Genomic DNA, 23,490 nt, shown 5'->3' with positions numbered 1-23,490 from the left:
AGCAGGGTGAGAGTTGCTTGCGGTTCCGGATGCGGGTGGCCGGCGACCGGGGACGGCATTCCCCCAGTCGAGTCGCTGGTATAGTCATTGGGTTGGTTCTGCCGACATGCGCCCGTAGCTCAATGGATAGAGCATCTGACTACGGATCAGAAGGTTGGGGGTTCGAGTCCCTCCGGGCGCGCGTTGTGGAAGCCCCGTAGTTCGCTGGTCGAACGCCGGGGCTTCCTGCGTTTCCGGGGTGATGCAGCTCGGGTGGCTGACCCACCAGCCCGCGAAACTGCAGAGAAGTGCCCTTAGAGGCGCGTAGCTGCCGGTTTGTGCAGTCTCGGCGGTCGTCAGAGCGGCCGCAGGTCGGTCAGCACCTCGTTGAGCGCTTCGGTGCTGGACGGATGCGTCCAGATCCCATCTCGCAGCTCGCTCGCTGTCACGCCGGCCCGCATCGCGAGCGCAAGTATGTTGACCACTTCTTGCGCGTCGATCGAGAAGATCGTCGCCCCGAGCACCAGATCGGTTTCCGCGTCCACGATCATCTTGATCAGCCCGTGGGTCTCGCCGACGATCTTCGGCCGCGGCATCGCAGCAATATCCGCGATCGCCTTCTTCGCGACGAGCACAGACCGACCGCTCTCGCGCGCCCGCGTCTCGTTCCACCCCACCCTGGCCAGCGGCGGGCTCAAGAAGATGGTGCTCGGCACCGCGACCCGATCGGCGGTGCTTCGCGAGCCGCCACCATTCAGTTGGCCCAGCACAATGCGGTAGTCGTCCAGCGACACATACGTGAACTGCGGCCCGCCATTGATGTCGCCCACCGCAAACACCCCGGGCACGGATGCGCGCAGGAACTCGTCGACGACAACGAAGCCGCGCTCATCCACCGCGACCCCCGCAGCATCGAGTCCGAGGGCATCCGTCGTCGCACGGCGCCCGGTCGCGAGCAGCACCCCATCCGCCTCGAGCGTCCTGGTCCTGTCGCCGATTCTCACGGTGACGGATGCCGCATCCGCCGCATCTTCGATGCGCTCGGTCTCTGCGCCGAAGACGAACTCGACCCCAGACTCCTCCAGGAGCGCGTGGACCGCCGCCGCGACATCCGGATCCTCGCGCCGGATCAGGCGGTCGCCGCGGTCGACCAGCGTCACGCGTGACCCGAAGTTCGCGAACATGCCCGAGAATTCCAGGCCGACGTACCCGCCGCCGACGATGATGAGCCGCTCGGGCAGCGGCTGGACGTGCTGAATGGTGGTGGAATCGTGCACCCGCGGTCCATCAGCACCGGAGATGTCGGGGCGCGCCGGGATGGTCCCGGTGTTGATGATGATCGACTTGGCAGTGACCGATAGCCGATCGTCGCCTGCCGTCACCTCGATCTGGTTCGGCCCGGTGAAGCGGGCTTCGCCGTCGATGAGGGTCACGGTGTCGACGTCAGCGAGCATTGCGTGGTTCCGGGCTCGAAGCTTGTCGATCAGAGCGTCGCGCCCGGCGACCGCTTCGGTGAACCAGGACTGCGGATCGTCGCCGTCGCGCCGTGTCTCGGCGCTGTGCACGAGATCCTTCGTCGGGACGCAGTTGATGTTGATGCAGCTTCCGCCGTACATCTCGCTCGACCGCTCGACGACCGCGACCGTGCGACCGTGCCTGCCGAGTGCGCCGGCGAGCGTCTTGCCACCCTTGCCCCAGCCGATAACGAGAGTGTCGACGTCGATTCGCTCCATGAGGTGGTCCCGCCTTCCGTCCGCCCTCAGCATCACACGCGAACCTTCGCAGGCGGGCGCCTACCGGGCCGGAGCGCCCGCCACCCGCGGCCACTCCGGACATCCGCTACCGGCGCAACGGGCGCGGATGTCCGGAACTAGCGCGGGTGTCCGGAACATGCGCTCGCTGGGGCCTCGAGGCAGGCGGATCGCCTACTCGCAGCCGACGCCGTCCTTGTCGCGGTCGAACTTTTCCTGCCAACCGGGCTGCCCGCGGTAGATGGGAGCGGCACCGGCTGCGCGGACCTCAGTGCAGTTGGCGTAATAGACGGTGGGCGGAGCTGGTGCCGGAGCGGGCGCGGGAGCTGGCGCCGGCGCCGGGGCGGGTGCAGGTGCCGGTGCCGGTGCGGCAGCGACCGGCGGTTCTTCGGGCTCCGGTGTCGGCTTGGCAACGACCGGAGCCGGAGCGAAAGCTGACGTGAACGCCGGCTGGTCCGGGCAGTCGGCGAGGACCGCCACGATCCGCTCCTTCTCCGCCGCGGTGACCCACAAGCCGTAGGTCGCCTTCACCGACACCTGGCGTGCGACGTACTCGCAACGAAACGACTTCTGCGGCGGCAGCCAGGTCGCCGCATCGCCAGCGCCCTTCTTCGAGTTGGTCGGCCCGTCGGTGGCGATCAGGTTCATCGGGTCGTTCGCGAACGCGATCCGCTGCGCCTGGGTGAGCTGCTGTGCACCCTTCTGCCAGGCGTCGAGCAGTGGCACAACGTGGTCGATCTGCACGAGCGTTGAGGTCGTGTTGCCGCGCACGAAGTTGATCGTGGTGCCGGTGTAGGGGTCGTTCAGGATGCCCGTGAGCACCTTGCAGGCACCCGACTTGGTCTCGTCGACCAGGTCGCGGTCCAGGATGTCGTTGCGGGTGTCGCACCCGTTGCGGTCGACATCCAGCCAGGCGGTGCCGAACTTGGCCGTGCGGTCGTACCCGGTCTTTGGTGCCCGCCCCTTCACCTCCAGATCGCCCAGCAGGGCGAGAGCTGTGGTCTGGGTGACCGAGCTGTCCTTGATCGCAACAGCTGGCTTGGTGCTCGGCCTTTCGGGCGTTTCCGGGTCGAGCGGGGCGATGTCCTCGGGTTCGGCCGCATCGACGGTGGCGGGAGTGGACGGCTTCGGATGCGTCGGCTCGGGCCGGTCCGTCGGTTCCGCGGCAACGCTCGCCGGCGCATCCGGCTTTGGGTTCTGCGCGCCGTAGACGCCGCCGCCGACCAATGTGGCCGTCAAGGCGGCGCCGGTGACGATAGCGGCAGCCTTGCGCGACGGGATCCGCGCCCAGGTGCGGCGGCCCGTCACGCCGGCATAAGCACCTGTGATCAGCGCGATAAGGCCTGCCATGATCAGGAAGCCGCCGAAGCCGGTCGAGACCCCCGCGATAAAGAGGATTAAGGCAATTGCTGATGCAGTGATCCAGCTCTTGGCGGGCATCGTGCGGGGCGAGGGCGTGTCGTTGTTCTCCATGGCACCTGCGAACCTAGCGGCGAACCCGGGTCGGTCGTCCGCCCCACACCGAGGGTCACGCACCTGTTCCGGACATCCGCTACAGGCGGAACGGCGGATGTCCGGATAACCTGCGGCGGTCCGGAAGCGCCGCGGATGGCCGCAAACGAGCTCGGCAGCTCCAACCGCGAAACAGCCCGCCTACCGCCCGTTCGCCGAGCCGGCGCGCGAGTGCGACCGCACGTGATGCAGGTGCGTCTCCCGCGCCGCGGTGCGCAGCGTGCGGTAGTACCCGATCAGCTCCCGGTCCGCCGAGCGAGCCGCCCAGGTCACCGCCCGGTAGCCGCGCTCGCCGCCGATCTCCAGCATCCGGATGACGCCGTAGCACTCACCGAGCGGGCTGACCATCCGCCACACCCCTGGCTCGTCCTCGACCGCAGCCAGAATCGGATGCCACGGTCCGGTGTTGCCGCGGCGCGCACGGGCGGCGGCGTCGATGCCGTCCTGAACACGGTGTGACATGGCCATTTCGGTGGTGCTCCAAGATCGAGCAGCCGGCCCTGCGAGAACGATTCTAGACGGCGTCGGGGACAACCAACCCCGGTAGTCTGAGGGTCTTATGTCTCAGCCATTCCACGTCTCAGAACCCGTCGCCGCGGCTCTCAACGAGGGCCGCCCGGTCGTCGCCCTCGAGTCCACGATCATCTCGCACGGACTGCCGCGGCCCCGTAACTTCGAGGCCGCCCAGGAGTTCGAGCAGCTGCTCCTCGACCGCGGCGTCACGCCCGCGACCATCGCCGTGCTTGACGGGGTACCGCAGGTCGGCCTCGACGCGGAGGGCGTCCGCCGGATCGCCGACGAGGAGATGGCGAAGGCCAGCGTCCGCGACCTTCCGATCCTGGCTGCGGCCGGCGCATCCGGTGCCACCACGGTCGCCGCAACCGCACACATCGCGGCCCTCGCCGGTGTGCGCGTCTTCGCCACCGGCGGTCTCGGCGGCGTGCACCGCGGCGCGAGCGACACCTTCGACGAGTCGGCGGACCTCACGACTCTCGCGGTCACCCCGATCACCGTTGTCAGCGCTGGCGTGAAGTCGGTGCTCGACATCGCGGCGACCCTCGAGCGGCTGGAGACCCTCAGCGTGCCGGTCGTCGGCTTCGGCACCCGAGTGTTCCCGAGCTTCTGGCTCACCGAGTCCGACTTCGACCTCGACTGGTCGGTCGAGTCCGCCGACGAGGTCGCGCGCATCATGAAGTCGCAAGACGAGCTCGGCCACGGCCAGGGCATCATCGTCGCGAACCCGATCCCGCGGGAGCAGCAGTGGGACCCTACCGAACACGATCGGGTGCTCGCACGCGCGTTCACCGCGGCGACCGAGGCGGGCGTGCACGGCAAGGCCGTCACCCCGTTCCTGCTGAGCTACATCGTCGAGGCATCGGATGGGCGCAGCCTCGAGGTGAATCTGGATCTCGCCCGCAACAACGTCAAGCTCGCCGCGGAGATCGCAACTGCCTGGTCCTCGCTGAGCACCCGGTAGCCACGGTGGCCAAACGGATCGTCGTCTTCGGTGACGTGATCGATGACATCGTCGCTGTGCCGTCCATCCCGGTGCGCCCCGACACCGACACACCGAGTCAGATCCGGCATCGCGCCGGTGGTTCGGCGGCCAACGCGGCGGCCTGGCTCGGGCACCTCGGCGCTCAGGTCGACTTCGTCGGTCGGGTCGGAGCCGGCGACGAACTCAAGCACGCCCAGCACCTCATCGACGCAAAGGTCACCCCGCGGCTGACGGTCGACGCCGAGCTGCCGACCGGAACCATCGTGGTCATCGTCGATGGCGACCGCCGCACGATGTACACCGACCGCGGCGCCAACGCCAACCTGACCGCTGACGACGTGACCGACGAGCTCCTCGACGCCGCTGCGGTGGTGCATTTCACCGGCTACAGCGTGCTGCAGGCGCCGAGTCAGGATGCCAACCGTCGACTGATCGCGCGAGCCAACGAACGCGGGGTTGCCGTCTCGGTCGACCCGGCCTCCGCCGGCTTCATCGAGGATTTCGGCGCCGAGAAGTTCCTGTCAGCGATCGAGGGCGCGACGATCCTGTTCCCGAACCTCGACGAGGGCCGGGTGCTGACCGGCCGCGACGATCCGCTGCAGATGGCCAGCGAGCTCGGCAAGCGATTCCCGATCGTCGCGCTCACCCAAGGGCACGAGGGTGTCGTGCTCGCCCACGCTGGATTCGAGCCGATCGCCCTGGAGGCCGTCCCGGCTCGCCTGGTCGACCCGACCGGCGCGGGCGATGCGTTCTCTGCCGGCTTTCTCGCCGCCTGGGTCGAAAACGGCGACCCGCTCTCTGCCGCGGAAAGCGGAGTTCGCGCCGCCGCCCGGGCGGTCACCAACGTCGGGGCGCGGCCTCCCGTCTAGTCCGCGGCATCCGGGCTCGTATGCCCGGAAACGGATGCGCGCAGCTTGGTGGTCAGCTCGGTCAGCTGGCGCAACTCGTCAGCGCTCAGCGCCGAGGTGAGCCTCGACACGATGCCCTCCATGTGACGCACCGCAGCGCGCCGGAACACGTCGTAGCCGTGCGGGGTCAGTTCGACGATCACGCCGCGGCCGTCCTCAGGGTCAGGCAGCTTGTTGACCAGGCCGCGGGAGGCGAGCCGCTCGATCAGCCTGCTCACGCTTGGCTGGGTGAGGAGCATGTTCTCAGCGAGGTTCTTGATCCTCAGCCGCCGGTTCTCGGCCCGCGACAGCGTGAACAGCGCGTCGTAGTCGCCCATCGTGACTTCACCGGAGGGGAACTCGGCCGTCAGTTGGCGCATCACGACGACCTGCGTGCGGAACAGTGACTCCCACGCGTCGACCGCCAAGGCCGCGTCGCTCATGTCGACCCCCTTCGTGCGATCCACCTTACAAACAAGAAGAGGGTGTTAACGGATTGAGGGCCCGTCGCAGAGGCTAGCGACGGGCCCTCTTCCCTTGCACCAAGAGTGTCCTGCAATCACATTCCGCAAGAACTGCCACAGCAAACAATTCCTGCTGAGACCGACTATATAACGGACCGGTAACGAACGCTAGTTACCTTTTCGTTATTTTTCATGCGAGTTTGCCGTGAACGCCAAAAGCCCTGATCAGACGGGTTTCGAGTGGCCTCAGAAGGCGTCGGGCGAGCGTGTCGTGGCGTGGCGCAGCGAGACATCCGCGTGCCGGTCGAACCGGTAGCCGACGCCGCGCACGGTCCGCACGATGTCCTCGTAGCCGCCGAGCTTGGCGCGCAGCCGACGCACGTGGACGTCGATCGTGCGCTCGTTCGGTGCGTCATCGTCGCCGGCGCGCCACAGACCCGCGATCAGCTCGGAGCGGGCGACGGTCTTGCCGACGCGCAGCACCAGGAACTGCAGCAGCTCGTACTCCTTGAACGTGAGCGGCGCGACCTCACCGTCGATCGTCACCCGCTTACGCGACAGGTCGACGATAACGCCCTCGTCGATCGGCTTCTCGTCCTCCTCGACGGTGTCCTGGTGGCGGAACTTCGCAAGTGCAGACGGGTCCTGCAGCGCGAGCCGCACGACGTCGACGTCGCGGCCGCCGGCACCGCGCGGTGCCAGTGCGACGGCCGCGTGCGTCTGCGCGCGGGGAGCGAGTTCCGCGGTGAGGTTCTTGAGCGCGGTGACGAGCTGGCTCAGCTCGATTCCGGATGCTGCTGCGCCGGCCTCGTCGAGCCCGACGTACAGCACGAAGCCGCGCGCCTCAGTGCCTTCCGGCACCGGCCGGACGTGCGGTGCTGCCGGCCGAGCCGGTGCGGGTTCGACGGGACGTACAGGGGAGATGGGTCGGTCAAGGGTTGCGAGAGACATTGAAGGAAGTCCTTGTGTAGCGAGTGCCCGAAAGGGCCATGTGGTGAAGGCCTCTAATGAGGAGTTAATGCCTTCGTGTTGCGCGTGTGACGGATGAACGACCGGGATGAGGGCCGGCATCCGGGAACTGCAAACTCACTGTTTCAGGAGTGCAGTTCGGCGAAGGAAGCCGTTAGGCACACATTCGACAACACATGACCGCGCTGACCGGCATCATGGTGCCGGCAACCCAAGAGGCCTCGCGGGAGGTCAGGGTGTGCGCGTTCAGAGTCATACCGGAATCATACGCGGCGGGGCGCGACGGCTGTCAAATCAGCCGACCGTGCCGTACAGGCGGTCGCCCGCGTCGCCGAGGCCGGGCACGATGTAGGCGTGCTCGTTGAGGCGTTCGTCGAGCGCGCCCAGCACGATGGTGACCTCGCGGCCCTCCGTGGCCTTCTCGACCGCCTCGAGTCCCTCTGGTGCGGCGATCAGGCAGATCGCGGTGACGTCCACCGCACCGCGCTCGAACAGGTACTCGATGGCGGCCAGCAGCGATCCGCCGGTGGCGAGCATGGGGTCGAGCACGAAGCACTGGCGGTTGGAGAGGTCCTCAGGCAGGCGCTCTGCGTAGATCGCCGGCTGCAGCGTCTCCTCGTCTCGCACCATGCCGAGGAAGCCGACCTCGGCGGTGGGGACGAGCTTGACCATGCCCTCGAGCATCCCGAGCCCGGCGCGCAGGATCGGCACGACGAGCGGCCGCGGGTTGGCGATTGCGAGTCCGGTCGTCGCAGAGACGGGCGTTTCGATCTGCACCGGCTCGACACGCACCTGACGGGTCGCCTCATAGGCGAGCAGCGTGACCAGCTCCTCGGTGAGAGCCCGAAACGTTGGCGACGGTGTGTTCTTGTCCCTCAGCACCGTGAGCTTGTGGGTGATGAGCGGATGGTCGGCAACGTGGACTCGCATAGGCTCAATCTACTTGTGCACCGGCCAACCCGGCGAGCGGAGAGGAGGCGAGGCGTGACCAAACCGCCCGCACGCTTCTCCGACTGGATGCGGTCAGCCCTGACACTCGCGGAGCAGTGCCTCGCTCACGGCGATGTGCCCGTGGGCGCGATCGTGGTCGACGCGGATGGCCGAGTGATCGGCCGGGGCCGCAACGAGCGCGAGCTGCGCCAGGACCCCACCGCACACGCCGAGGTGCTAGCTCTGCGTGCGGCCGCTACGACGACCGGCGACTGGCAGCTGACGGATGCGACGCTCGTGGTCACCCTTGAGCCGTGCCCGATGTGCGCGGGCGCGATCCTCGCAGCCCGCGTGCCGACGGTCGTCTTCGGCGCGTGGGACGACAAGGCGGGGGCAGCCGGCAGCGTCTACGACCTGCTGCGCGACCGCAGGCTCCCGCACCGGGTCGAGGTGTACGGCGGCGTCGACGCCGAGCCGAGCAGCGAACTGCTCAGGGAGTTCTTCGCAGGACGTCGCTGAGCCACGCGGTGAACATCAGGCGACTTGCCACCTGCATGTGCCCGTTGTTCTTCTCCCGCTCGGCGCGCCACCAGTCGAGGTCGACGCCCTCCCGCTCGAGTTGGTCGCGCGTGTCGCCGATCCACGCCTCGTGCATCTCGTCGGTCACTTCCGGGTGGAACTGCACCGCGAGCGCGAAATCCCCGATCGAGAACGCCTCGTTCGGGTACGCAGCGGAGCTCGCGAGAAGGGTTGCCTCGGCCGGCAGCTCGAAGTGGTCGCCGTGCCATTCGAGCATCGGGACGCCGCGCGCAAGGCCGAGCGCGGACTCGATCCCGGCATCCGTCAGCTCCAGGTCGCGATAGCTGATGTCGGGCTTGTCGCCGCGGTAGTTGCGCGCGCCGAGCGCGCCGGCCATGAGCTGCGCGCCCAGGCAGATGCCGAGCAGCGGCTTCTCGGCGTCGATGCGGGCCCGGATGAAGCGGCGCTCGTCCTCCAGGTACGGCCACTTGTCGAGGCGGTAGGCCGCCTCATGGCCGCCGAGCACGATGACCAGGTCGGCGTCCTGCGGATCCAGCCCCTCGACCTGCCCGGCCGTCGGGTCGACAACGCGCACGTCGTACCCGAACGTGTCGAGGACGGGAGCGAGATTGCCGAGCGAGATGTTGGGGTGGTGCTGGAAGACGACCGCCTTCCGCTCCGGCGCGCTCAATCCGACCCCTTGATCACGATCTTGTCTGTCGGCGGGTTCTCCGCGCCCGGCCGCACATAGACATCCGGTTCGATGTAGATGATCCGCGCTACCGGTACCGCCTCGCGCACCCGAACCTCGAGCTCGTCGATCAGGGCGGCGACGTCGCCGAGCGTCCTGCGGCTGTTGAAGGCGACCTTGGCGCCGACGAGCAGCTCCTCCGGCCCGACGTACAGCGTCTTCATGTGGATGAGCGCTTCGACATCGGGGTCGGCGTTGATGGCGTCGCGGATGCGTTCGGTATCGATGGCCGACGCGCCCTCGCCGACCAGCAGGCTCTTCGTCTCGATGCCGAGGACGATCGCGACGAGCACGAGCAGGGCGCCGATGAACAGGGTGCCGATCGCGTCCCACACCGGGTTGCCGGTGATGATGGTGAGGCTCACACCGAGGAACGCGAAGATCAGCCCGACCAGCGCGGCGATATCCTCGAGCAACACAACTGGGAGCTCGGGCGACTTGGAGTGGCGAACGAACTGCACCCAGGACTGCGTGCCGCGAACGTGGTTCGATTCCCGCACGGCGGTGCGCAGCGAGAACGACTCGAGGACGATCGCGATCAGCAGCACGACGATCGGCAGCCACAGTATGTCGAGCTCGTGCGGGTGCCGCAGCTTGTCGATGCCCTCGTAGATGGAGAACAGCCCGCCGACGCTGAACAGGATGATCGAGACAACGAACGCGTACACGAAGCGCTCGCGGCCGTAACCGAAGGGGTGCTCGGCGTCCGCCTGTTTCTTGGCGACCTGGCCGCCGCGCAGCAGCAGGAGCTGGTTGCCGGCATCCGCCACCGAGTGCACCGCCTCCGCCAGCATCGAACTGGAACCGGAGAACGCCCACGCGATGAACTTCGTGATGGCGATGCCGGTGTTGGCGAGAAGTGCCGCCACCACTGCTTTGGTGCCGCCGCTTGCGCTCACAAGAATCTCCCTCTGGCTTCGGTGGCAACAATCCTAGGATGGTCGGATGATCACCCTTCCCGCCGTGGCGATTCTCGGAACCGGTTCCATGGGGGGAGCGATACTCGGCGGGCTGCTGAATCCGGATGTGACGGTGAGCGGCGGGATCCGGGTCACCAACCGGACCGAGCGGAAGGCGGCTGTGTTGCGCCGAGACTCGGTGACGAGCTACTCGACCGACACCGACCCGAACGCCAACCTCGCCGCGGTCACCGGAGCGCGGGTGGTGATCGTCGCGGTCAAGCCGCCGATGGTGCCAGACCTGCTGCGCGAGATCGGGCCCTCGCTGGAGCCGGGCTCGGTGCTCATCAGTGTCGCGGTCGGTGTGACCACAGCCGCAATGGAGGCGCTGGTGCCGGACGAGGTGGCGGTGATCCGAGCGATGCCGAACACGCCGTCGCTTGTCGGTCGCGGGGTGACCGGACTGAGCGAGGGGTCGCGCGTCGGGCCGGAGCAGCTGGCGCTCGCCGAGCAGCTGTTCGCGACCGTTGGGACCGTGATCGTGGTGCCAGAGGAGAAGCTCGACGCGCTCAGCGCGATCTCCGGATCCGGCCCCGCCTACGTCTTCTATCTGGTCGAGCAGCTCACCGCGGCGGCCGTCGAGCTGGGCTTCACCCCGGATGAAGCTGCGCAGATGGTCGGGGGAACATTCGCCGGTGCGGCCGAACTGCTGAGCGCATCCGGGACCGAGCCGGCGGAACTGCGCCGCCAGGTGACCAGCCCGGGTGGCACAACAGAGCGTGCGATCGCGGAGCTGGAAGCCGCAGACCTCAAGGGACTCTTCGATCGTGCCGCGGCCGCCGCGATGGCGCGTGCCGCCGAACTGGCCGCTTCCGCCCGCTAGGCGCACTCAGGCCTGCAGGCTCGCGAACTCCTCGATCTTCTGGGACTTGCCGCTGACGATGATCAGGTCCCGGTTGGTGATCACCGTCTCGGCGGTCGCGTAGGTGAAGTCTTGTCCGGGCGACTTCACGCCGACGATGGTGATCCCGTACTTCTTCCGGATATTCGACTCGGACAGCGGCATGCCGCGGACAGGCTTGGGCGGGTACATCTTGACCATCGCGAAGTCGTCGTCGAACTCGATGAAGTCGAGCATCCGACCGGACACCAGGTGCGCGACGCGCTCGCCGGCTTCCGCCTCCGGATAGATCACGTGGTTGGCGCCGATGCGCGCCAGGATCTTGCCGTGACTCTGGCTGATCGCCTTCGCCCAGATCTGCGGCACCCTCAGGTCCACCAGGTTCGCTGTGATGAGCACGCTCGCCTCGATCGATGACCCGACCGCGACGATCGCGACGGAGAAGTCCTGCGCGCCGATCTGGCGCAGCGATTCGATCGACCGTGCATCCGCTTGCACCGTGTGCGTGACCCGGTCGGCCCACTTCTGCACGAGGGCAGCGCTTTCGTCCACAGCCAGCACCTCGCGGCCGAGCCGATCGAGCTGGCCTGCGGCGCCTGCTCCGAACCGTCCCAGCCCGATCACGAGCACTGGGGCGTTGTGGGGGATTCTCTCAACCAACGATTGGCCTCTCTTCCGGGAGAGTGTAGAGCTGCCTGCGCTGGCTCGCCGCCAGCGCGGCGGCCAGAGTCACTGTACCAACGCGCCCCGCCCACATCGTCGCGGCGAGGATGTACTTTCCGGCATCCGGCACCTCGGCGGTGACGCCGGTGGACAGGCCGCAGGTCGCGAACGCGGAGATCACATCGAACAGCACACGGTCCATCGGCTCATCGGTCACCACCAGCAGCGCGATGGTGGCGACCGCCACGATGGTCGCGCCCCACAGCACGACGCTCACCGACAGGCGGAGCACATCCGAAGGCAGGCGCCGGTTGAACGCCTGCATATTCTCATCACCGCGCGCCTCGGCAAGCGCCGCCAGGAACAGCACCGCAAGCGTTGTCACCTTGATGCCGCCCGCGGTCGATGCCGACCCGCCACCGACGAACATGAGCATGTCCATGATCAGAAGCGTCGAGCCGTGCATCTCGTTGATGTCGACGTTCGAGAAGCCGCCGGACCTGGTCATGATCGACAAGAAGCCAGCCGTCATCGGCCGGGCCGCCGGATCCTGCGCTCCGATCGTCGCCGGGTTCGCCCACTCGAGCGCGTAGATCGCGATCGCGCCGAGCACGAACAGGATGGTGGTCGTCACCAGCGTGAGCTTCACGTGAACACTCAGGCGCCCCTCGCCCCGGCTGAGCCGCGCGAGCGCGAAGATCACCGGAAAACCGAGACTGCCCAGGATCACGGCGATGCTGATCGACCCGAGCATCCACGGGTCTGTCTCGAACGGCTCGAGCCCTTCAGGGTTCGGCATGAAACCGGTGTTCGTGAAGGCGGATGAAGCGTAGTAGAAGCCCTGCCAGGTCGCCGCCCACGGGTCGAACCCGGCGAGCATGAGCCGCGGTGTGATCAACACCGTCACCGCCAACTCGATGGCGAGCACGCTGATCGCGACCGTTGAGAGCAGCCCGCCGATGTCGCCGAGCTTGACTGTCTGGCTTTCAGAGACCGGGCCGGCATGGATGCGCTGCAGGTTCGTGTCACTTGCCGCCATCAGCTTGGCGCGCAGCCCCAGCCGGCGGGAGACGATGAGACCGAGCATGCTCGCGAGTGTCAGCACGCCGATCCCGCCGACCTGCAGGCCGATCAGGATCGCGACAGTTCCGAAGGTCGACCAGTGCGTCGCCATGTCGACGACAGACAACCCGGTGACGCAAATCGTGGAGACCGCGGTGAACAGCGCGTCGGCGAGCGGCGTTGCCGAGCGTTCGACGGTGGCGATGGGTAGCGCGAGCACCGCGGTGAGCACCAGCACCAGCGACGTGAAGATGACGGTCGCGAAGCGGGCCGGAGAGGCGACCACCGCGGTGTCGACGAAAGTCCGGATGCGACGGAGCACGGGACGGCTGACTTCAGCCTGTGTGCGCATCCTGCTCCCTCGTGTCAGACCGGCGGCCCAAACAGCGACGAGTCGTCATGGTACTCCGTACCGAGGCCAAGTAGCCTGTTGCCATGGCAGACATCTTCGACGTAGTGGCCGACCCGACGCGAAGGGATCTGTTGCAGCTTCTGCTCGACCGGTACGTTTCGTCGGCTTCCGAGTCGGGCGACGTGAGCGTCGGTGAGATCGTGAATACTCTCGGGCTGAGCCAGCCGACCGTGTCGAAGCAGCTCAAGGTGCTGCGGGATGCCGAGCTGGTCACCGTGCGTGAGGTCGGCCAGCACCGTTACTACAGGCTCAACGCCGCGCCGCTCGAGGAGCTCGAGGACTGGATCATCCCGTTCCTCAGCGCCGACTTCGAGGATGATGACGCGAGCCAGACGGTGTTCGCGGCGTGGTCCGGTTCCGAGCTGCCGGGGCCGATCCGCAGGGTCGCGGACTCGATCGAGCATTCGGCGGATGCCGGTGCCGCGGTGGGACGCAGTGTCGCCGACGCATCACACCAGGTGCGCACCGCGTTCGAGGGCGCATCCGCCACCGTGGAGAAGCGTGTGATCGAGCCGCTCCGCGAGCGCCTCGGGCGCAAGGACGCCTCCCCAGCGGAGTAGACAGATCGTCAGGGTTAGCCCTAAAGTGACTCCACGCGGAGTATCACCAGTCACAGCAGTTACAAAGCGACACTCCGTTAACATTGGCTTCAGGCGTCGGGGGTGACGCCTCTTCCCGAGGAGTTCGCGATGGCGAAGGAACTGTCTGACGTGAGGTTCCTGACGGTGGCCGAGGTTGCCGACATGATGCGCGTCTCCAAGATGACCGTCTACCGGATGGTGCACGCGGGCGATCTGCCGGCGATCCGCTTCGGCCGTTCGTTCCGGGTGCCGGAGTCGGCGGTGCAGGCAGCGATCGACACCACTGTCGCCGATCGCGGCACACAGGCCGGCTAGCCCCGCACGGACTCACGGACGGCGCACAGTGGCCGATCCGCTACACTTACCCGAGGCATTTTTTCCGCGGTTCTGAACGGACCCGGTGTCCGTAATCAGATCAGTGAGGTCCCTATGGGTTCTGTCATCAAGAAGCGCCGCAAGCGCATGGCGAAGAAGAAGCACCGCAAGCTGCTTCGCAAGACTCGTCACCAGCGTCGCAACAAGAAGTAGCGCGCGAACAACCTGAACGCCAGGCCGAAAGGTCTGGCGTTTTTGTTTGCGCTAGCGTCGCCGAGCGGCTCGAGCCTCGCGTCGCACGCGCCGCTGCGCTTCACGGATGCTCGCCGGTCGGAGCCGCAGAGTCGCCCAACCTCGGGCATCGGCGTAGCGTTCGAGCGCGGCATCCGGGTTCACCACCACCCGGTTGCCGACCAGGTTCAGCAGCGGGATGTCGTTGCGGGAATCCGAGTACGCCCAGCAGTCGGCAAGGTCGGCGCCGAGCCGCGCCGCCAGGTCGCGGGCGGCGGATGCCTTGAGCTCGCCGTGCAGGACCTGGCCGTTGAGGCGGCCGGTCAGCACCCCGTCGACGGCTTCGATCTCGGTGCCGAGCGCCCCGGTCAGCCCCAGCCTGGTGGCGATCACGCGCGCGATGTGCACCGGAGTGGCGGTGACCAGCCACACCTCGTGGCCCTTGGCGAGGTGCTCCCGGGCGAGGTCCACGGTCTCCGGCCACAGCTTGGGTTCGATGTAACGGTCGTAGACCTCCTCGGCGAGTTCCGTGAGCTCAGCCTCGGAGCGTCCGCCGGCCAGCTCGAGCGCGCGCTCGCGGGCGCTTGCCATGTGCTCGCGGTTCTCGCCGACCGCGATGAACCTCAGCTGCTGCCAGCCGAACCTGGCCAGATCGCGAAACCCCAGCATCCGGCGCCGGAACGCGCCGCGACCGAGATGGTAGATGCTTGCGCCGCGGAGGAGCGTGTTGTCTACGTCGAAGTAGGCGACGATGGCACTGGCTGTTGGCGCTTCGGGCATCCGCTCCATGCTAGCCACCCGGTGCGGCCGTTAAGCTCGACGTGTGTCTGTTCGTCTCACCATCATCGGCAAGCCCGCGTGTCACCTCTGCGACGTCGCCAAGGACGTGATCCAGGACGTGATCGGCGAGCTCGCGACCGAGCCGGCTGCGCCGGAGGTGACCGTCGAGCACAAGTCGATCCTCGACGACGACGCGCTGTACGAGCAGTATTGGGAGCAGATCCCGGTCGTGCTCGTGAACGACACGAAGCACGCGCAGTGGCGGGTCAAGCCCGAGAAGCTGCGCGCGGCGATCCTCGACGCCTGACCCCTTCCATCGCCGAGCGCCGCCCAAATGTGCGAACGCACGGGATATTGCGCGCGCTCTCGCACATTTGAGCGGCGCCGGCGCGCCTACGGCAGCAGCCGGTTCGGTCCGCGGAACAGGTAGGTCGTCTCCCGCAGCGTCGACAGCCCCAGCATGAGCATCAGCACTCGGGCGAGACCCATGCCGAACCCGCCGTGCGGCGGCACGCCGTAGCGGAAGAAGTCGAGGTAGAAGTCCAGCTCCTCCGGGTCGAGTCCCTTCTCCTTCGCCTGCTCGACCAGCACATCGATGCGGTGCTCGCGCTGAGCGCCGGTGGAGATCTCGACGCCGTTGTAGATCAGGTCGTAGCTGTTGGTGAGTGTCGGGTCGCCCTCGTGACGCATGTGGTAGAACGGCCGGATGCTTGAGGCATAGTCGGTGACGAACACGAAGTCGTGCCCGAGCTCCTCCTTCGCGTACGCGGAGATCCGACGCTCGCCCTCGGGGTCCATGTCCTCATCCGCGCGCGGGATTTCGTAGCCGCGCTCCGCGACGATGCGCTTGGCCTCGGCCAGCGGGATGCGCGGGAACGGTGTCGACGGGATCTTCAGCTCGATGCCGAACGCCTCGCGCAGCGCGTCGCCATGCTTCTCCTTCACAGCTGTGATGCCGGCGACCATGAGCTGCTCGTGCATCGCCATGACATCCTCGTGGCTGGTGATCCAGCTGATTTCGGCGTCGATGCTCGTGAACTCTGTGGCGTGGCGGCTCGTGAAGCTCGGGTCGGCGCGGAACGCAGGGCCAATCTCGAACACCCGACCGAACCCGGCCGGCTGCGCCATCTGCTTGAAGAACTGCGGGCTCTGCGCGAGGTAGGCGGTGCCCTCGAAGTAGCCGACCTCGAACAGCTCCGCACGCGACTCCGACGCGCTGGCCATCAGCTTCGGGGTGTGCAGTTCGATGAAGTCACGCTCGACCCACCAGGTGCGCCACGCATGCTCGAGCGTCGTCTGCACGCGGAAGATCAGCTGGTGCTCCGGCTGGCGCAGGTCGAGGAAGCGCCAGTCGAGGCGCTTGTCGATGCTGCTGTCGTCCGCAATCGGCGTCTCCGCGATCGACTCAGTCACGACATCGAGCGTCTCGATGAGCACCTCGATGCCGCCCAGCTTCACTCGCTCGTCATGCTTGAGCTGCCCGGTCACAGTGATGAAGCTGCCGTGGGTGAGAGCAGAGATGGTGTCGGCCAGCGGATCTTCTTCAGCCGAGCGAGGATGCACCAGCTGCAGCGCACCCGACTCGTCGCGCAGCACCACGAACTGCACCTTCTTCTGGTCGCGCACCGTGTCCACCCATCCGGACACAGTCACTGGGCCGTCAGTCATGGCGGCGAGGGCGTTGATCAGGGTGCGTTCAGTCACCCTGCGAGTTTAGCGACGGCTAAACGGCTACGTAGACTGGATGCCGTGTCCGCCGCCCTCCTCCACCTCGTGCGCCACGGAGAAGTCCACAATCCCGAAGGCATTCTCTATGGTCGCCTGCCCGGGTACCACCTGTCCGGATTAGGCCTCAAGATGGCGCAATCCGCAGCGGAATCCATGGACGGGCGCACCATCGAGCGGGTCTTCGCGTCGCCACTGCAGCGCGCGCAGGAGTCAGCAGAACCGTGGGCGGAGAAGTTCGATCTCGAGATCATCACCGACGAGCGGCTTATCGAGCCGACGAACCGCTTCGAGGGTGGACGCTTCGAGTTCGGCCCGCAGGTGCTGCTCAAGCCGAAGAGCTGGCCGTGGGTCGTGAACCCGTGGCTGCCCAGCTGGGGCGAGCCCTACCAGAGCGTCATCAAGCGGATGATGGCCGCGATCGAGGCGGCTTGGCACTCGGCAGACGGCGGCGAGGTGGTGATGGTGAGCCACCAGATGCCCATAGTCATGGTGCAGCGTCATGTCGCTGGACTGAAGCCGTTCCATGACCCGCGCAAGCGCCGCTGCAGCCTGTCCAGCATCACGACTTTGACCTACGACGGCACCCGTTTCGTGCAGGTCGGCTACACCGAACCTGCCGCTGCGCTGCTTGCCGAATCGATCGACCAGGGAGCAGTGTGAAATTCCGGATGACGGCAGCGGCGCTCGCCGCAGCCGCCCTCGTACTGACCGGCTGCGCAGCGAACGACCCACTCGCCCAGCAGTACCGGGACGGCAGCGACAAGAACTACATCGCCGGCGACGGCAGCGTTATGGAGGTCACCCCGGAGAACCGGGACGCTCCGATCACCTTTGAGGGCACGACAGAACTCGGTGAGACGGTGTCGAGCGAGGACTACCTCGGTGAGGTCCTCGTCGTGAACTTCTGGGCGAGCTACTGCGGCCCGTGCCGGGTTGAAGCGCCGGACCTGGAGAAGGTGTCGCAGGACTGGGCCGGGAAGGGCGCCTCGTTCATCGGCATCAACACGTACGACGGCGCCGAGCAGGCGCTCGCGTTCTCGCGCAAGTATGGCGTCAGCTACCCTTCGGTGCTCGATGCGAAGTCCGGCGAAGCGCAGCTCGCGTTCGCCGGCAAGGTCCCGCCGAGTGCGCTGCCGACGACGCTCGTGCTCGACCGCGAGGGCCGAGTCGCAGCGCGCATCCTGGGTCAGGTGCAGGCGGCGTCGATCCTTGACGCGCTGATCAAGACCGTCGCCGCAGAGGAAACCTAAGTGAACCCGATCGGCGAGATCGTCCTCAGCGGCAACCTGTTACTCGCCCTGCCGATCGCGCTGCTCGCCGGGCTGATCTCGTTCGCGTCGCCATGCATACTGCCGCTGCTCCCCGGGTACCTCGCCTACATCGGCGGGTTCGCGGGCGAACCGGACCGCGGCCAACGGCGCCGGCTGCTGCTTGGGGTCGTGTTGTTCATCGCCGGATTCAGCGTCGTCTTCATCACGCTCAACATCCTGCTCGCCACACTCGGATTCGCGCTCAAGCCATGGCTCGACCTGATCATCCGGATCGCCGGTGTCGTCGTAATCCTCATGGGTCTCGTCTTCATCGGCCAATTCAGCTTCATGCAGCGCACGTTCAAGCCGCGCTGGCGCGTCGCGACCGGTCTCGGCGGCGCGCCGCTGCTCGGTGTCGTCTTCGCTCTGGGCTGGACCCCCTGCATGGGGCCGACGCTCATCGCGGTGTTCTCACTCAGCCTCGATAGCGGCTCCCCGTGGCGCGCAGCGATCATCGGGCTTGCTTACTGCATCGGACTCGGGGTCCCGTTCCTGCTCGTCGCACTCGGTCTCAACTGGGTCACTGGTGCGGTCTCCTGGCTCAAGAGCCACATCCGGGTCATCAACGTCGTCGGCGGCCTGTTGCTCGTGCTCATCGGCGTGCTCATGGTCACGGGCCTCTGGCAGGCCATGATGTCGGCCTTCGGGGCGGTGATCGAGAGCTATGTCACGCCCCTCTGATTACGTCGACGCCGCAACCCCGGACACCGCGCGCCGCCCCGAGATCACCCAACCGGGCCTGGGGCCGCTCGGTTACCTGCGCTTCTTCTGGCGCCAGCTCACGAGCATGCGCACCGCGCTGGTACTCCTGCTGCTGCTCGCGATCGCCGCGGTGCCGGGCTCGATGTGGCCGCAACGCTCGAGCGACCCGAATGGAGTCATCCAGTTCTTTGCCGACAACCCGGATCTCGCGCCGGTGCTGGATTCGTTCCAGCTGTTCGACGTCTACACGTCGGTGTGGTTCTCGGCCATCTACCTGCTGCTGTTCGTCTCGCTCATCGGCTGCGTCATCCCGCGCACGACGCACCACCTCAAGGCGCTGCGCGCCAGCCCGCCGAAGACGCCGGCACGGCTAGAGCGCTTGCCCGGCTTCACCAGCCGCATCGAGCCGAACCTCGACGCCGCGACCGCCATCGACTCCGCGCGTGACCTGCTGCGGAGCAGCGGCTACCGAGTGCAGCTGTTCAACGGCAAGGACCTCTCCGCCTCCGCCGAACGTGGCTACCTGCGTGAGACCGGCAACCTGGTGTTTCACTCCGCGCTCGTCGGCATCCTCGTCGCTGTCGGAATCGGCGGCGGCTTCTCGTTCAGCGGCCAGAAGGTCGTCATCGAAGGTCAGCCCTTCGTCAACGTGCTCGCGGGCTACGACTCGTTCAACCCCGGCCGCTTCGCCGGTGAGCATTCGCTGGAGCCATTCCGGATGACGCTCGACGACTTCAGCGTCGTCTACGAGGAGGAGAACCTCAGGGCCTACGGAACGCCGACCGACTTCACCGCATCTGTCACCACCTACCTCCCCGGGGAGGAGGGGCAGCCCGGCGAGGTCAAGGTGAACCACCCGCTGGCGGTCGCCGGCACCAACGTGTACCTGCTCGGCAACGGCTATGCACCCACCATCACGGTGCGCGACGGTGAGGGCAACATCGCGTTCGACTCGAGCGTTCCGTTCCTTCCGCAGGACCAGAACCTCACCTCGCTCGGCGTGATCAAGGTCCCGGATGCGCTGCCGGAGCAGCTGGGGATGATCGGCTTCTTCTATCCGGCTGCGGGCGAACTGCACAGCGGTGCGCTGACCTCCGTGCACCCCGACCTGGTCAACCCGGTGCTGACGCTGCGCGTGTACACAGGTGACCTCGGGCTGGACTCTGGCGCGCCGAAATCGGTGTACTCGCTCGAAACCGACACGCTCACGGAGGTGGTCGGCGGCGACAGCGGCGTCGACACGATCGAACTGCGGCCGGGGGAGAGCGCCGAACTGCCGAACGGCCTGGGCACTGTGACTTTCGAGTCGAAGGACCCGGATGCGGGACCGAACAACTGGGCCGACTCCGTTCCCCGCTTCGCATCGTTCGACATCCACCATGTGCCGAGTCAGGGATGGGTGCTGGTGTTCGCGATCCTCGTCCTCGGCGGATTGCTCGCGTCGCTGTTCGTGCCGCGCCGACGCATGTGGGTGAAGGCGGTCGAGTTGCCCGATGGCGGCATCCGGATCGAATACGCGGGTCTCGCCCGTGGTGAGGACCCGACCCTCGAAGACGCTGTCGCGGACATCGCCGAGCGGCACGCTCGCAAGTTGACGACGTAGGCTGGTGTGCCGTGACCGAAACGCTTGCGACCTATTCGCTCGTCGCCATTTACTCAGCGATGGCGGTGTACGCACTCGCCTTCGTGTTCTTCACCGTCGACCTGGCGAAGCGCGCGTCGCTGGCCCCTGAGCCGGTCGCCGCAACCGCTGCGACCGGCCAGCTGACCGCTGCCCGCGGGGGCACGACGACGCTCGAGCGCACCGAGACGGTGACCACCCGCAAGCGCGGACGCTTCGAGCGCGCGGGCTTCGCGTTGACCGTGATCGCCTGGCTGCTGCACCTCGGCGGTGCCGTGCTGCGTGGACTCGCCAACGGCTACGTGCCCTGGTCGAACATGTTCGAGTTCTCGCTCATGATGTCGCTCATCGTCGTGCTGGTGTTCCTGGTCATCCAGTTCTGGCTCGACCTCGGCTACCTGGGCGCGTACATCACCGGTGCCGCGCTGATCGTGCTCGGAATCGGCACGACCAACTTCTACGTCGACGTCACTCCGCTCGCCGTTCCCCTGCAGTCGGTGTGGCTGGTCATCCACGTGTTCGTCGCAATACTCGGCACGTCGTTCTTCGCGCTCGGCGCTGGGCTGTCGCTGCTGCAGCTGCTGCAGTCTCGTCGCGAGGCGAGCGGGAAGACCGGCGGCTTCCTCTCCACGGTTCCGGATGCCGACAAGCTGGAGACGCTCGCGTACCGCGTCATCGTGATCGGCTTCGTATTCTGGACATTCACCCTCATCGCCGGCGCCATTTGGGCCGAGCGCGCGTGGGGACGCTACTGGGGCTGGGACACCAAGGAAGTCTGGACCTTCATCATCTGGACGATCTACGCCGGCTACATCCACGCGCGCGCGACTCGCGGTTGGCGCGGGACCCGCTCGGCGGTGCTGTCGCTCATCGGCTTCGGAGCGGTGATCTTCAACTACACGGTCGTGAACCTGTTCATGAAGGGCCTGCACGCCTACTCGGGCCTGTAGTCCTGCCGCTCGGTGGTCGAGACCCGTGGCCTTTTCGGTGGTCGAGCTAGTCGAGACCCCTTACGATCAGCAACGTGATTCCCTTTGAGCTCACCGAGCCGATCGAGACCGAGCGCCTGCGCCTGAGGCTGATGACCGAGGCCGACATCGACATCGTGCACTCGTACCAGTCGCGCGAGGATGTCTGCCGCTACCTTCTCTTCGACCCGCGCGATCGCGACACGGTCGCCGCGAAGGTGGCCGAGCACATCCGGCACACTCGGCTCGAGAGCGATGGCGACTACCTGCAGCTCGCGGTTGAGCGCAAGGACGACGGCCAGATGATCGGCGACCTGTACATCACCGTCAAGAGCGTCGAGAACGACACGGCCGAGCTGGGCTGGACCTTTCACCCCGACCACCACGGGCAGGGCTACGCGACCGAGAGTGCGAAGGCGCTGCTGGCGCTCGCATTCGACACAGTGGAGTTTCACCGGGTGATCGCCGAACTCGACCCACGCAATGACGCATCCGTGAACCTGTGCCTTCGGCTCGGGATGCGCCGCGAGGCGCACTTCGTCGAGGACCTCTGGTTCAAGGGCGAGTGGGCCGACACCGGCAGCTACGCGATGCTCGCGCGCGAGTACCGGGCAAGCTAGGCAGAGGCAAGCAGCTCGTAACAGCGGGTGAGGCGGTCGCGCCACCACTGGTCACGACCGGGGTTGGCCGCGTGCCGCTCCAGCAAGGATCGGCTGACCTCGACTCGGTGAACGGGAATCGCGCCGGCGGTCGGAACGAGCGGTTCGTCCGTCACATCGGCTGAGAGCAGCGCAGCGGTACCGAGCCCACAGTCGTACTCGAGCTCTGCAATTGATGCGGCAAGGTGGGCGCCCATGCTGATGCCGACGGACGTGTCGAGCGCGCTCGAGACAACGACCGGCAGCCCGGCCTCGGCGACGATGTCCAAGGCCGCCCGGATGCCTCCGAGCGGTTGCGCCTTGATCACCAGCAGGTCGGCGGCGCCGGCGCGGGCGACGGCGAGCGGGTCCTCCGCCTTGCGCACACTTTCATCGGCCGCAATCGGCACACCCATGTGCTTCACGCGCGAGCGGATCTCGGCGAGCTCCTCGACGCTCCCGCACGGCTGCTCGACGTACTCGAGGTCGAACTCGGCCAGCGCGTGGATCGCCCGCTCGGCCTCGTCCACGTTCCAGGCCCCGTTGGCGTCGATCCGGACGCGGCCTTCCGCGCCGAGGAATGCCCGGGCGGCCCGCACGCGGGCCACATCCTCGGCGAGTTCCTGGCCACGCTCGGCCACCTTGACCTTGACCGTCCGACAGTGGCCGAAACGCTCAAGCACGCGGGCAACCTGATCCGGGCCGACCGCAGGCAGGGTCGCGTTCACCGGGATGCTGTCGCGCAGGCGGGACGGCGCCGCCGACCAGCCGAACTCGATAGCGGCACGCAGCCACGCAGCCGCTTCGGCATCCGGGTACTCCACGAATGGTGAAAACTCTGTCCAGCCGTGCGGGCCGCGCAGCAGCATCGCCTCGCGCGAGTCGACGCCGCGGAAGCGCTGCGCCAGCGGCAGCGCGACGACGTGTGCGTCGGCGAGCAGTTCGTCGAGCGGCGGAGGAACTGTCATCCGACCAGTGTCGACGGTGGCCTATCCTTGGAGCAAATGTCGACCGGAGAAACCGCCCTGTACGAGTCGGCCCAGCCGCCGGATGGCCCCTCCCCGGATGCCCAGTCACCGGATGCCGAGTGGCCGGATGCCGAGCCCAAGCGGCGCCGCCCGTTCCCATTCGGGCTCGTGGCGCTCGTGAGCGTGCTCGTGCTCATCGCGCTCGAGGTGACCGGTGTGCTGCTCGCGGTCAGCGGTGCATACGCAGCCGCGACGTTCATCGGCCAGGCGATCATCGTGCTGACGTTCGTGCCGTTCGTGCTCGGGATCGTCGGTGTCATCCTGAACCGCGGCCGACTGACCGGCGCGATCGCGATCGTGCTCGCGGTGCTGACCAACCCGCTCGTGCTGAACACGGTGCTCGGCTTCTTCGGCGGCCGCTGACGTCCGACGCTGCTGCCGTTTGTTATCG

General features: G+C 67.1%; 28 protein-coding genes and 1 tRNA gene. 16 read left to right on the top strand and 13 right to left on the bottom strand.

The genetic code is table 11. From position 1 onward, the window contains the following. Positions 1-108 precede the first annotated feature (108 nt). Positions 109-181 (top strand) — tRNA-Arg (locus IRG63_RS03445). Positions 182-335: 154 nt separating this feature from the next. Here the strand turns inward: IRG63_RS03445 and IRG63_RS03440 are convergent. From IRG63_RS03440 to IRG63_RS03430, 3 genes are all read right to left on the bottom strand, one after another. Beyond that, positions 336-1,712: an NAD(P)/FAD-dependent oxidoreductase gene (locus IRG63_RS03440; RefSeq protein ID WP_193509227.1), complete on the bottom strand. Its 1,377-nt coding sequence runs from the start codon at positions 1,710-1,712 to the stop codon at positions 336-338. A 192-nt stretch (positions 1,713-1,904) separates the two neighbouring features. Continuing rightward, positions 1,905-3,203: a DUF1524 domain-containing protein gene (locus tag IRG63_RS03435; protein ID WP_227411712.1), complete on the bottom strand. Its 1,299-nt coding sequence runs from the start codon at positions 3,201-3,203 to the stop codon at positions 1,905-1,907. A 180-nt stretch (positions 3,204-3,383) separates the two neighbouring features. Further along, positions 3,384-3,704 (bottom strand): hypothetical protein, encoded by a 321-nt coding sequence (locus IRG63_RS03430; protein WP_193509226.1) that lies wholly within the window; start codon positions 3,702-3,704, stop codon positions 3,384-3,386. 97 nt (positions 3,705-3,801) lie between these two features. On the opposite strand from IRG63_RS03430, the gene IRG63_RS03425 reads away from it, so the two are divergent. Both IRG63_RS03425 and IRG63_RS03420 read left to right on the top strand, forming a co-directional pair. Then, positions 3,802-4,719: a pseudouridine-5'-phosphate glycosidase gene (locus IRG63_RS03425; protein ID WP_193509225.1), complete on the top strand. Its 918-nt coding sequence runs from the start codon at positions 3,802-3,804 to the stop codon at positions 4,717-4,719. 5 nt (positions 4,720-4,724) lie between these two features. After that, positions 4,725-5,609 (top strand): PfkB family carbohydrate kinase, encoded by an 885-nt coding sequence (locus IRG63_RS03420; RefSeq protein ID WP_168625833.1) that lies wholly within the window; start codon positions 4,725-4,727, stop codon positions 5,607-5,609. Here IRG63_RS03420 and IRG63_RS03415 read toward each other — a convergent pair. The 3 genes from IRG63_RS03415 to upp all read right to left on the bottom strand — a co-directional run bounded on the left by IRG63_RS03415 (position 5,606) and on the right by upp (position 7,990). Then, positions 5,606-6,070, bottom strand: a complete 465-nt coding sequence (locus tag IRG63_RS03415) for a MarR family winged helix-turn-helix transcriptional regulator (protein ID WP_168625832.1) — start codon at positions 6,068-6,070, stop codon at positions 5,606-5,608. The genes IRG63_RS03420 and IRG63_RS03415 overlap by 4 nt on opposite strands. 267 nt (positions 6,071-6,337) lie before the next feature. Continuing rightward, on the bottom strand, positions 6,338-7,042 hold the full coding sequence (locus IRG63_RS03410) for a winged helix-turn-helix domain-containing protein (RefSeq protein WP_193509224.1): 705 nt from the start codon (positions 7,040-7,042) through the stop codon (positions 6,338-6,340). Positions 7,043-7,354: 312 nt separating this feature from the next. Then, positions 7,355-7,990: a uracil phosphoribosyltransferase gene (gene upp, locus IRG63_RS03405; RefSeq protein ID WP_168625830.1), complete on the bottom strand. Its 636-nt coding sequence runs from the start codon at positions 7,988-7,990 to the stop codon at positions 7,355-7,357. An 87-nt stretch (positions 7,991-8,077) separates the two neighbouring features. Here upp and IRG63_RS03400 point away from each other — a divergent pair, with 87 nt between their 5' ends. Continuing rightward, positions 8,078-8,509: a nucleoside deaminase gene (locus tag IRG63_RS03400; protein ID WP_193509557.1), complete on the top strand. Its 432-nt coding sequence runs from the start codon at positions 8,078-8,080 to the stop codon at positions 8,507-8,509. On the opposite strand, the gene IRG63_RS03395 is transcribed toward IRG63_RS03400, so the two are convergent. Further along, entirely contained in the window at positions 8,481-9,200 is a 720-nt protein-coding gene (locus IRG63_RS03395) for a gamma-glutamyl-gamma-aminobutyrate hydrolase family protein (protein ID WP_168625828.1), read from the bottom strand. The two genes, IRG63_RS03400 and IRG63_RS03395, sit on opposite strands and share 29 nt — an antisense overlap. After that, positions 9,197-10,159: a cation diffusion facilitator family transporter gene (locus IRG63_RS03390; protein WP_168625827.1), complete on the bottom strand. Its 963-nt coding sequence runs from the start codon at positions 10,157-10,159 to the stop codon at positions 9,197-9,199. The genes IRG63_RS03395 and IRG63_RS03390 overlap by 4 nt, the downstream gene beginning before the upstream one ends. Positions 10,160-10,205: 46 nt before the next feature. Here IRG63_RS03390 and proC point away from each other — a divergent pair, with 46 nt between their 5' ends. Then, positions 10,206-11,042 (top strand): pyrroline-5-carboxylate reductase, encoded by an 837-nt coding sequence (gene proC / locus IRG63_RS03385; RefSeq protein ID WP_193509223.1) that lies wholly within the window; start codon positions 10,206-10,208, stop codon positions 11,040-11,042. Positions 11,043-11,048: 6 nt separating this feature from the next. On the opposite strand, the gene IRG63_RS03380 is transcribed toward proC, so the two are convergent. Together IRG63_RS03380 and IRG63_RS03375 are read right to left on the bottom strand one after the other, a co-directional pair. Then, positions 11,049-11,720: a TrkA family potassium uptake protein gene (locus IRG63_RS03380; RefSeq protein WP_168625825.1), complete on the bottom strand. Its 672-nt coding sequence runs from the start codon at positions 11,718-11,720 to the stop codon at positions 11,049-11,051. Continuing rightward, entirely contained in the window at positions 11,713-13,137 is a 1,425-nt protein-coding gene (locus IRG63_RS03375; protein ID WP_193509222.1) for a TrkH family potassium uptake protein, read from the bottom strand. The genes IRG63_RS03380 and IRG63_RS03375 overlap by 8 nt, the downstream gene beginning before the upstream one ends. An 83-nt stretch (positions 13,138-13,220) precedes the next feature. Between IRG63_RS03375 and IRG63_RS03370 the strand changes: the two genes are divergently transcribed. From IRG63_RS03370 to IRG63_RS03360, 3 genes are all read left to right on the top strand, one after another. Beyond that, positions 13,221-13,757, top strand: a complete 537-nt coding sequence (locus IRG63_RS03370) for a metalloregulator ArsR/SmtB family transcription factor (protein ID WP_168625823.1) — start codon at positions 13,221-13,223, stop codon at positions 13,755-13,757. A 129-nt stretch (positions 13,758-13,886) separates the two neighbouring features. Continuing rightward, complete coding sequence (locus IRG63_RS03365; protein ID WP_168626836.1) at positions 13,887-14,093, top strand: helix-turn-helix domain-containing protein; 207 nt, start codon at positions 13,887-13,889, stop codon at positions 14,091-14,093. Between the two features lie 114 nt (positions 14,094-14,207). Continuing rightward, entirely contained in the window at positions 14,208-14,306 is a 99-nt protein-coding gene (locus IRG63_RS03360; protein WP_003792170.1) for a 30S ribosomal protein bS22, read from the top strand. A gap of 51 nt (positions 14,307-14,357) precedes the next feature. Here the strand turns inward: IRG63_RS03360 and IRG63_RS03355 are convergent, their stop codons facing one another. Further along, positions 14,358-15,104: an HAD family phosphatase gene (locus IRG63_RS03355; protein ID WP_227411711.1), complete on the bottom strand. Its 747-nt coding sequence runs from the start codon at positions 15,102-15,104 to the stop codon at positions 14,358-14,360. Positions 15,105-15,147: 43 nt separating this feature from the next. On the opposite strand from IRG63_RS03355, the gene IRG63_RS03350 reads away from it, so the two are divergent. After that, entirely contained in the window at positions 15,148-15,411 is a 264-nt protein-coding gene (locus IRG63_RS03350; RefSeq protein WP_193509221.1) for a glutaredoxin family protein, read from the top strand. Between the two features lie 86 nt (positions 15,412-15,497). Here the strand turns inward: IRG63_RS03350 and aspS are convergent, their stop codons facing one another. Beyond that, positions 15,498-16,808 carry an aspartate--tRNA(Asn) ligase gene (gene aspS, locus IRG63_RS03345; RefSeq protein ID WP_193509220.1) on the bottom strand — a complete coding sequence of 437 codons (1,311 nt, stop codon included), beginning with the start codon at positions 16,806-16,808 and terminating at the stop codon, positions 15,498-15,500. Between the two features lie 45 nt (positions 16,809-16,853). Here aspS and IRG63_RS03340 point away from each other — a divergent pair, with 45 nt between their 5' ends. From IRG63_RS03340 to IRG63_RS03315, 6 genes are all read left to right on the top strand, one after another. Beyond that, positions 16,854-17,492: a histidine phosphatase family protein gene (locus IRG63_RS03340; RefSeq protein ID WP_193509219.1), complete on the top strand. Its 639-nt coding sequence runs from the start codon at positions 16,854-16,856 to the stop codon at positions 17,490-17,492. Between the two features lie 8 nt (positions 17,493-17,500). Further along, entirely contained in the window at positions 17,501-18,082 is a 582-nt protein-coding gene (locus IRG63_RS03335; protein WP_168625819.1) for a TlpA disulfide reductase family protein, read from the top strand. Beyond that, complete coding sequence (locus IRG63_RS03330) at positions 18,083-18,823, top strand: cytochrome c biogenesis CcdA family protein (RefSeq protein ID WP_370566165.1); 741 nt, start codon at positions 18,083-18,085, stop codon at positions 18,821-18,823. It abuts the gene before it with no gap. Continuing rightward, entirely contained in the window at positions 18,807-20,447 is a 1,641-nt protein-coding gene (locus tag IRG63_RS03325) for a cytochrome c biogenesis protein ResB (RefSeq protein ID WP_193509218.1), read from the top strand. The genes IRG63_RS03330 and IRG63_RS03325 overlap by 17 nt, the downstream gene beginning before the upstream one ends. 59 nt (positions 20,448-20,506) lie before the next feature. After that, positions 20,507-21,415 carry a c-type cytochrome biogenesis protein CcsB gene (ccsB, locus tag IRG63_RS03320; RefSeq protein ID WP_193509554.1) on the top strand — a complete coding sequence of 303 codons (909 nt, stop codon included), beginning with the start codon at positions 20,507-20,509 and terminating at the stop codon, positions 21,413-21,415. A gap of 74 nt (positions 21,416-21,489) precedes the next feature. Further along, positions 21,490-22,053 (top strand): GNAT family N-acetyltransferase, encoded by a 564-nt coding sequence (locus IRG63_RS03315; protein ID WP_168625817.1) that lies wholly within the window; start codon positions 21,490-21,492, stop codon positions 22,051-22,053. On the opposite strand, the gene IRG63_RS03310 is transcribed toward IRG63_RS03315, so the two are convergent. Continuing rightward, positions 22,050-23,039: an o-succinylbenzoate synthase gene (locus IRG63_RS03310; RefSeq protein WP_168625816.1), complete on the bottom strand. Its 990-nt coding sequence runs from the start codon at positions 23,037-23,039 to the stop codon at positions 22,050-22,052. The genes IRG63_RS03315 and IRG63_RS03310 overlap by 4 nt on opposite strands. A 36-nt stretch (positions 23,040-23,075) precedes the next feature. Here IRG63_RS03310 and IRG63_RS03305 point away from each other — a divergent pair, with 36 nt between their 5' ends. Further along, positions 23,076-23,462, top strand: coding sequence for a hypothetical protein (locus IRG63_RS03305; protein ID WP_168625815.1), 387 nt, complete (start codon positions 23,076-23,078; stop codon positions 23,460-23,462). Positions 23,463-23,490 lie beyond the last annotated feature (28 nt).

The organism is Cryobacterium sp. BB736, from assembly GCF_014980265.1.
In the GTDB taxonomy this organism is placed as follows: Bacteria; Actinomycetota; Actinomycetes; order Actinomycetales; family Microbacteriaceae; genus Terrimesophilobacter.
The sequence above is the reverse complement of the archived record's forward strand: the minus strand, read 5'-3'. Positions and strand labels throughout refer to the sequence as shown.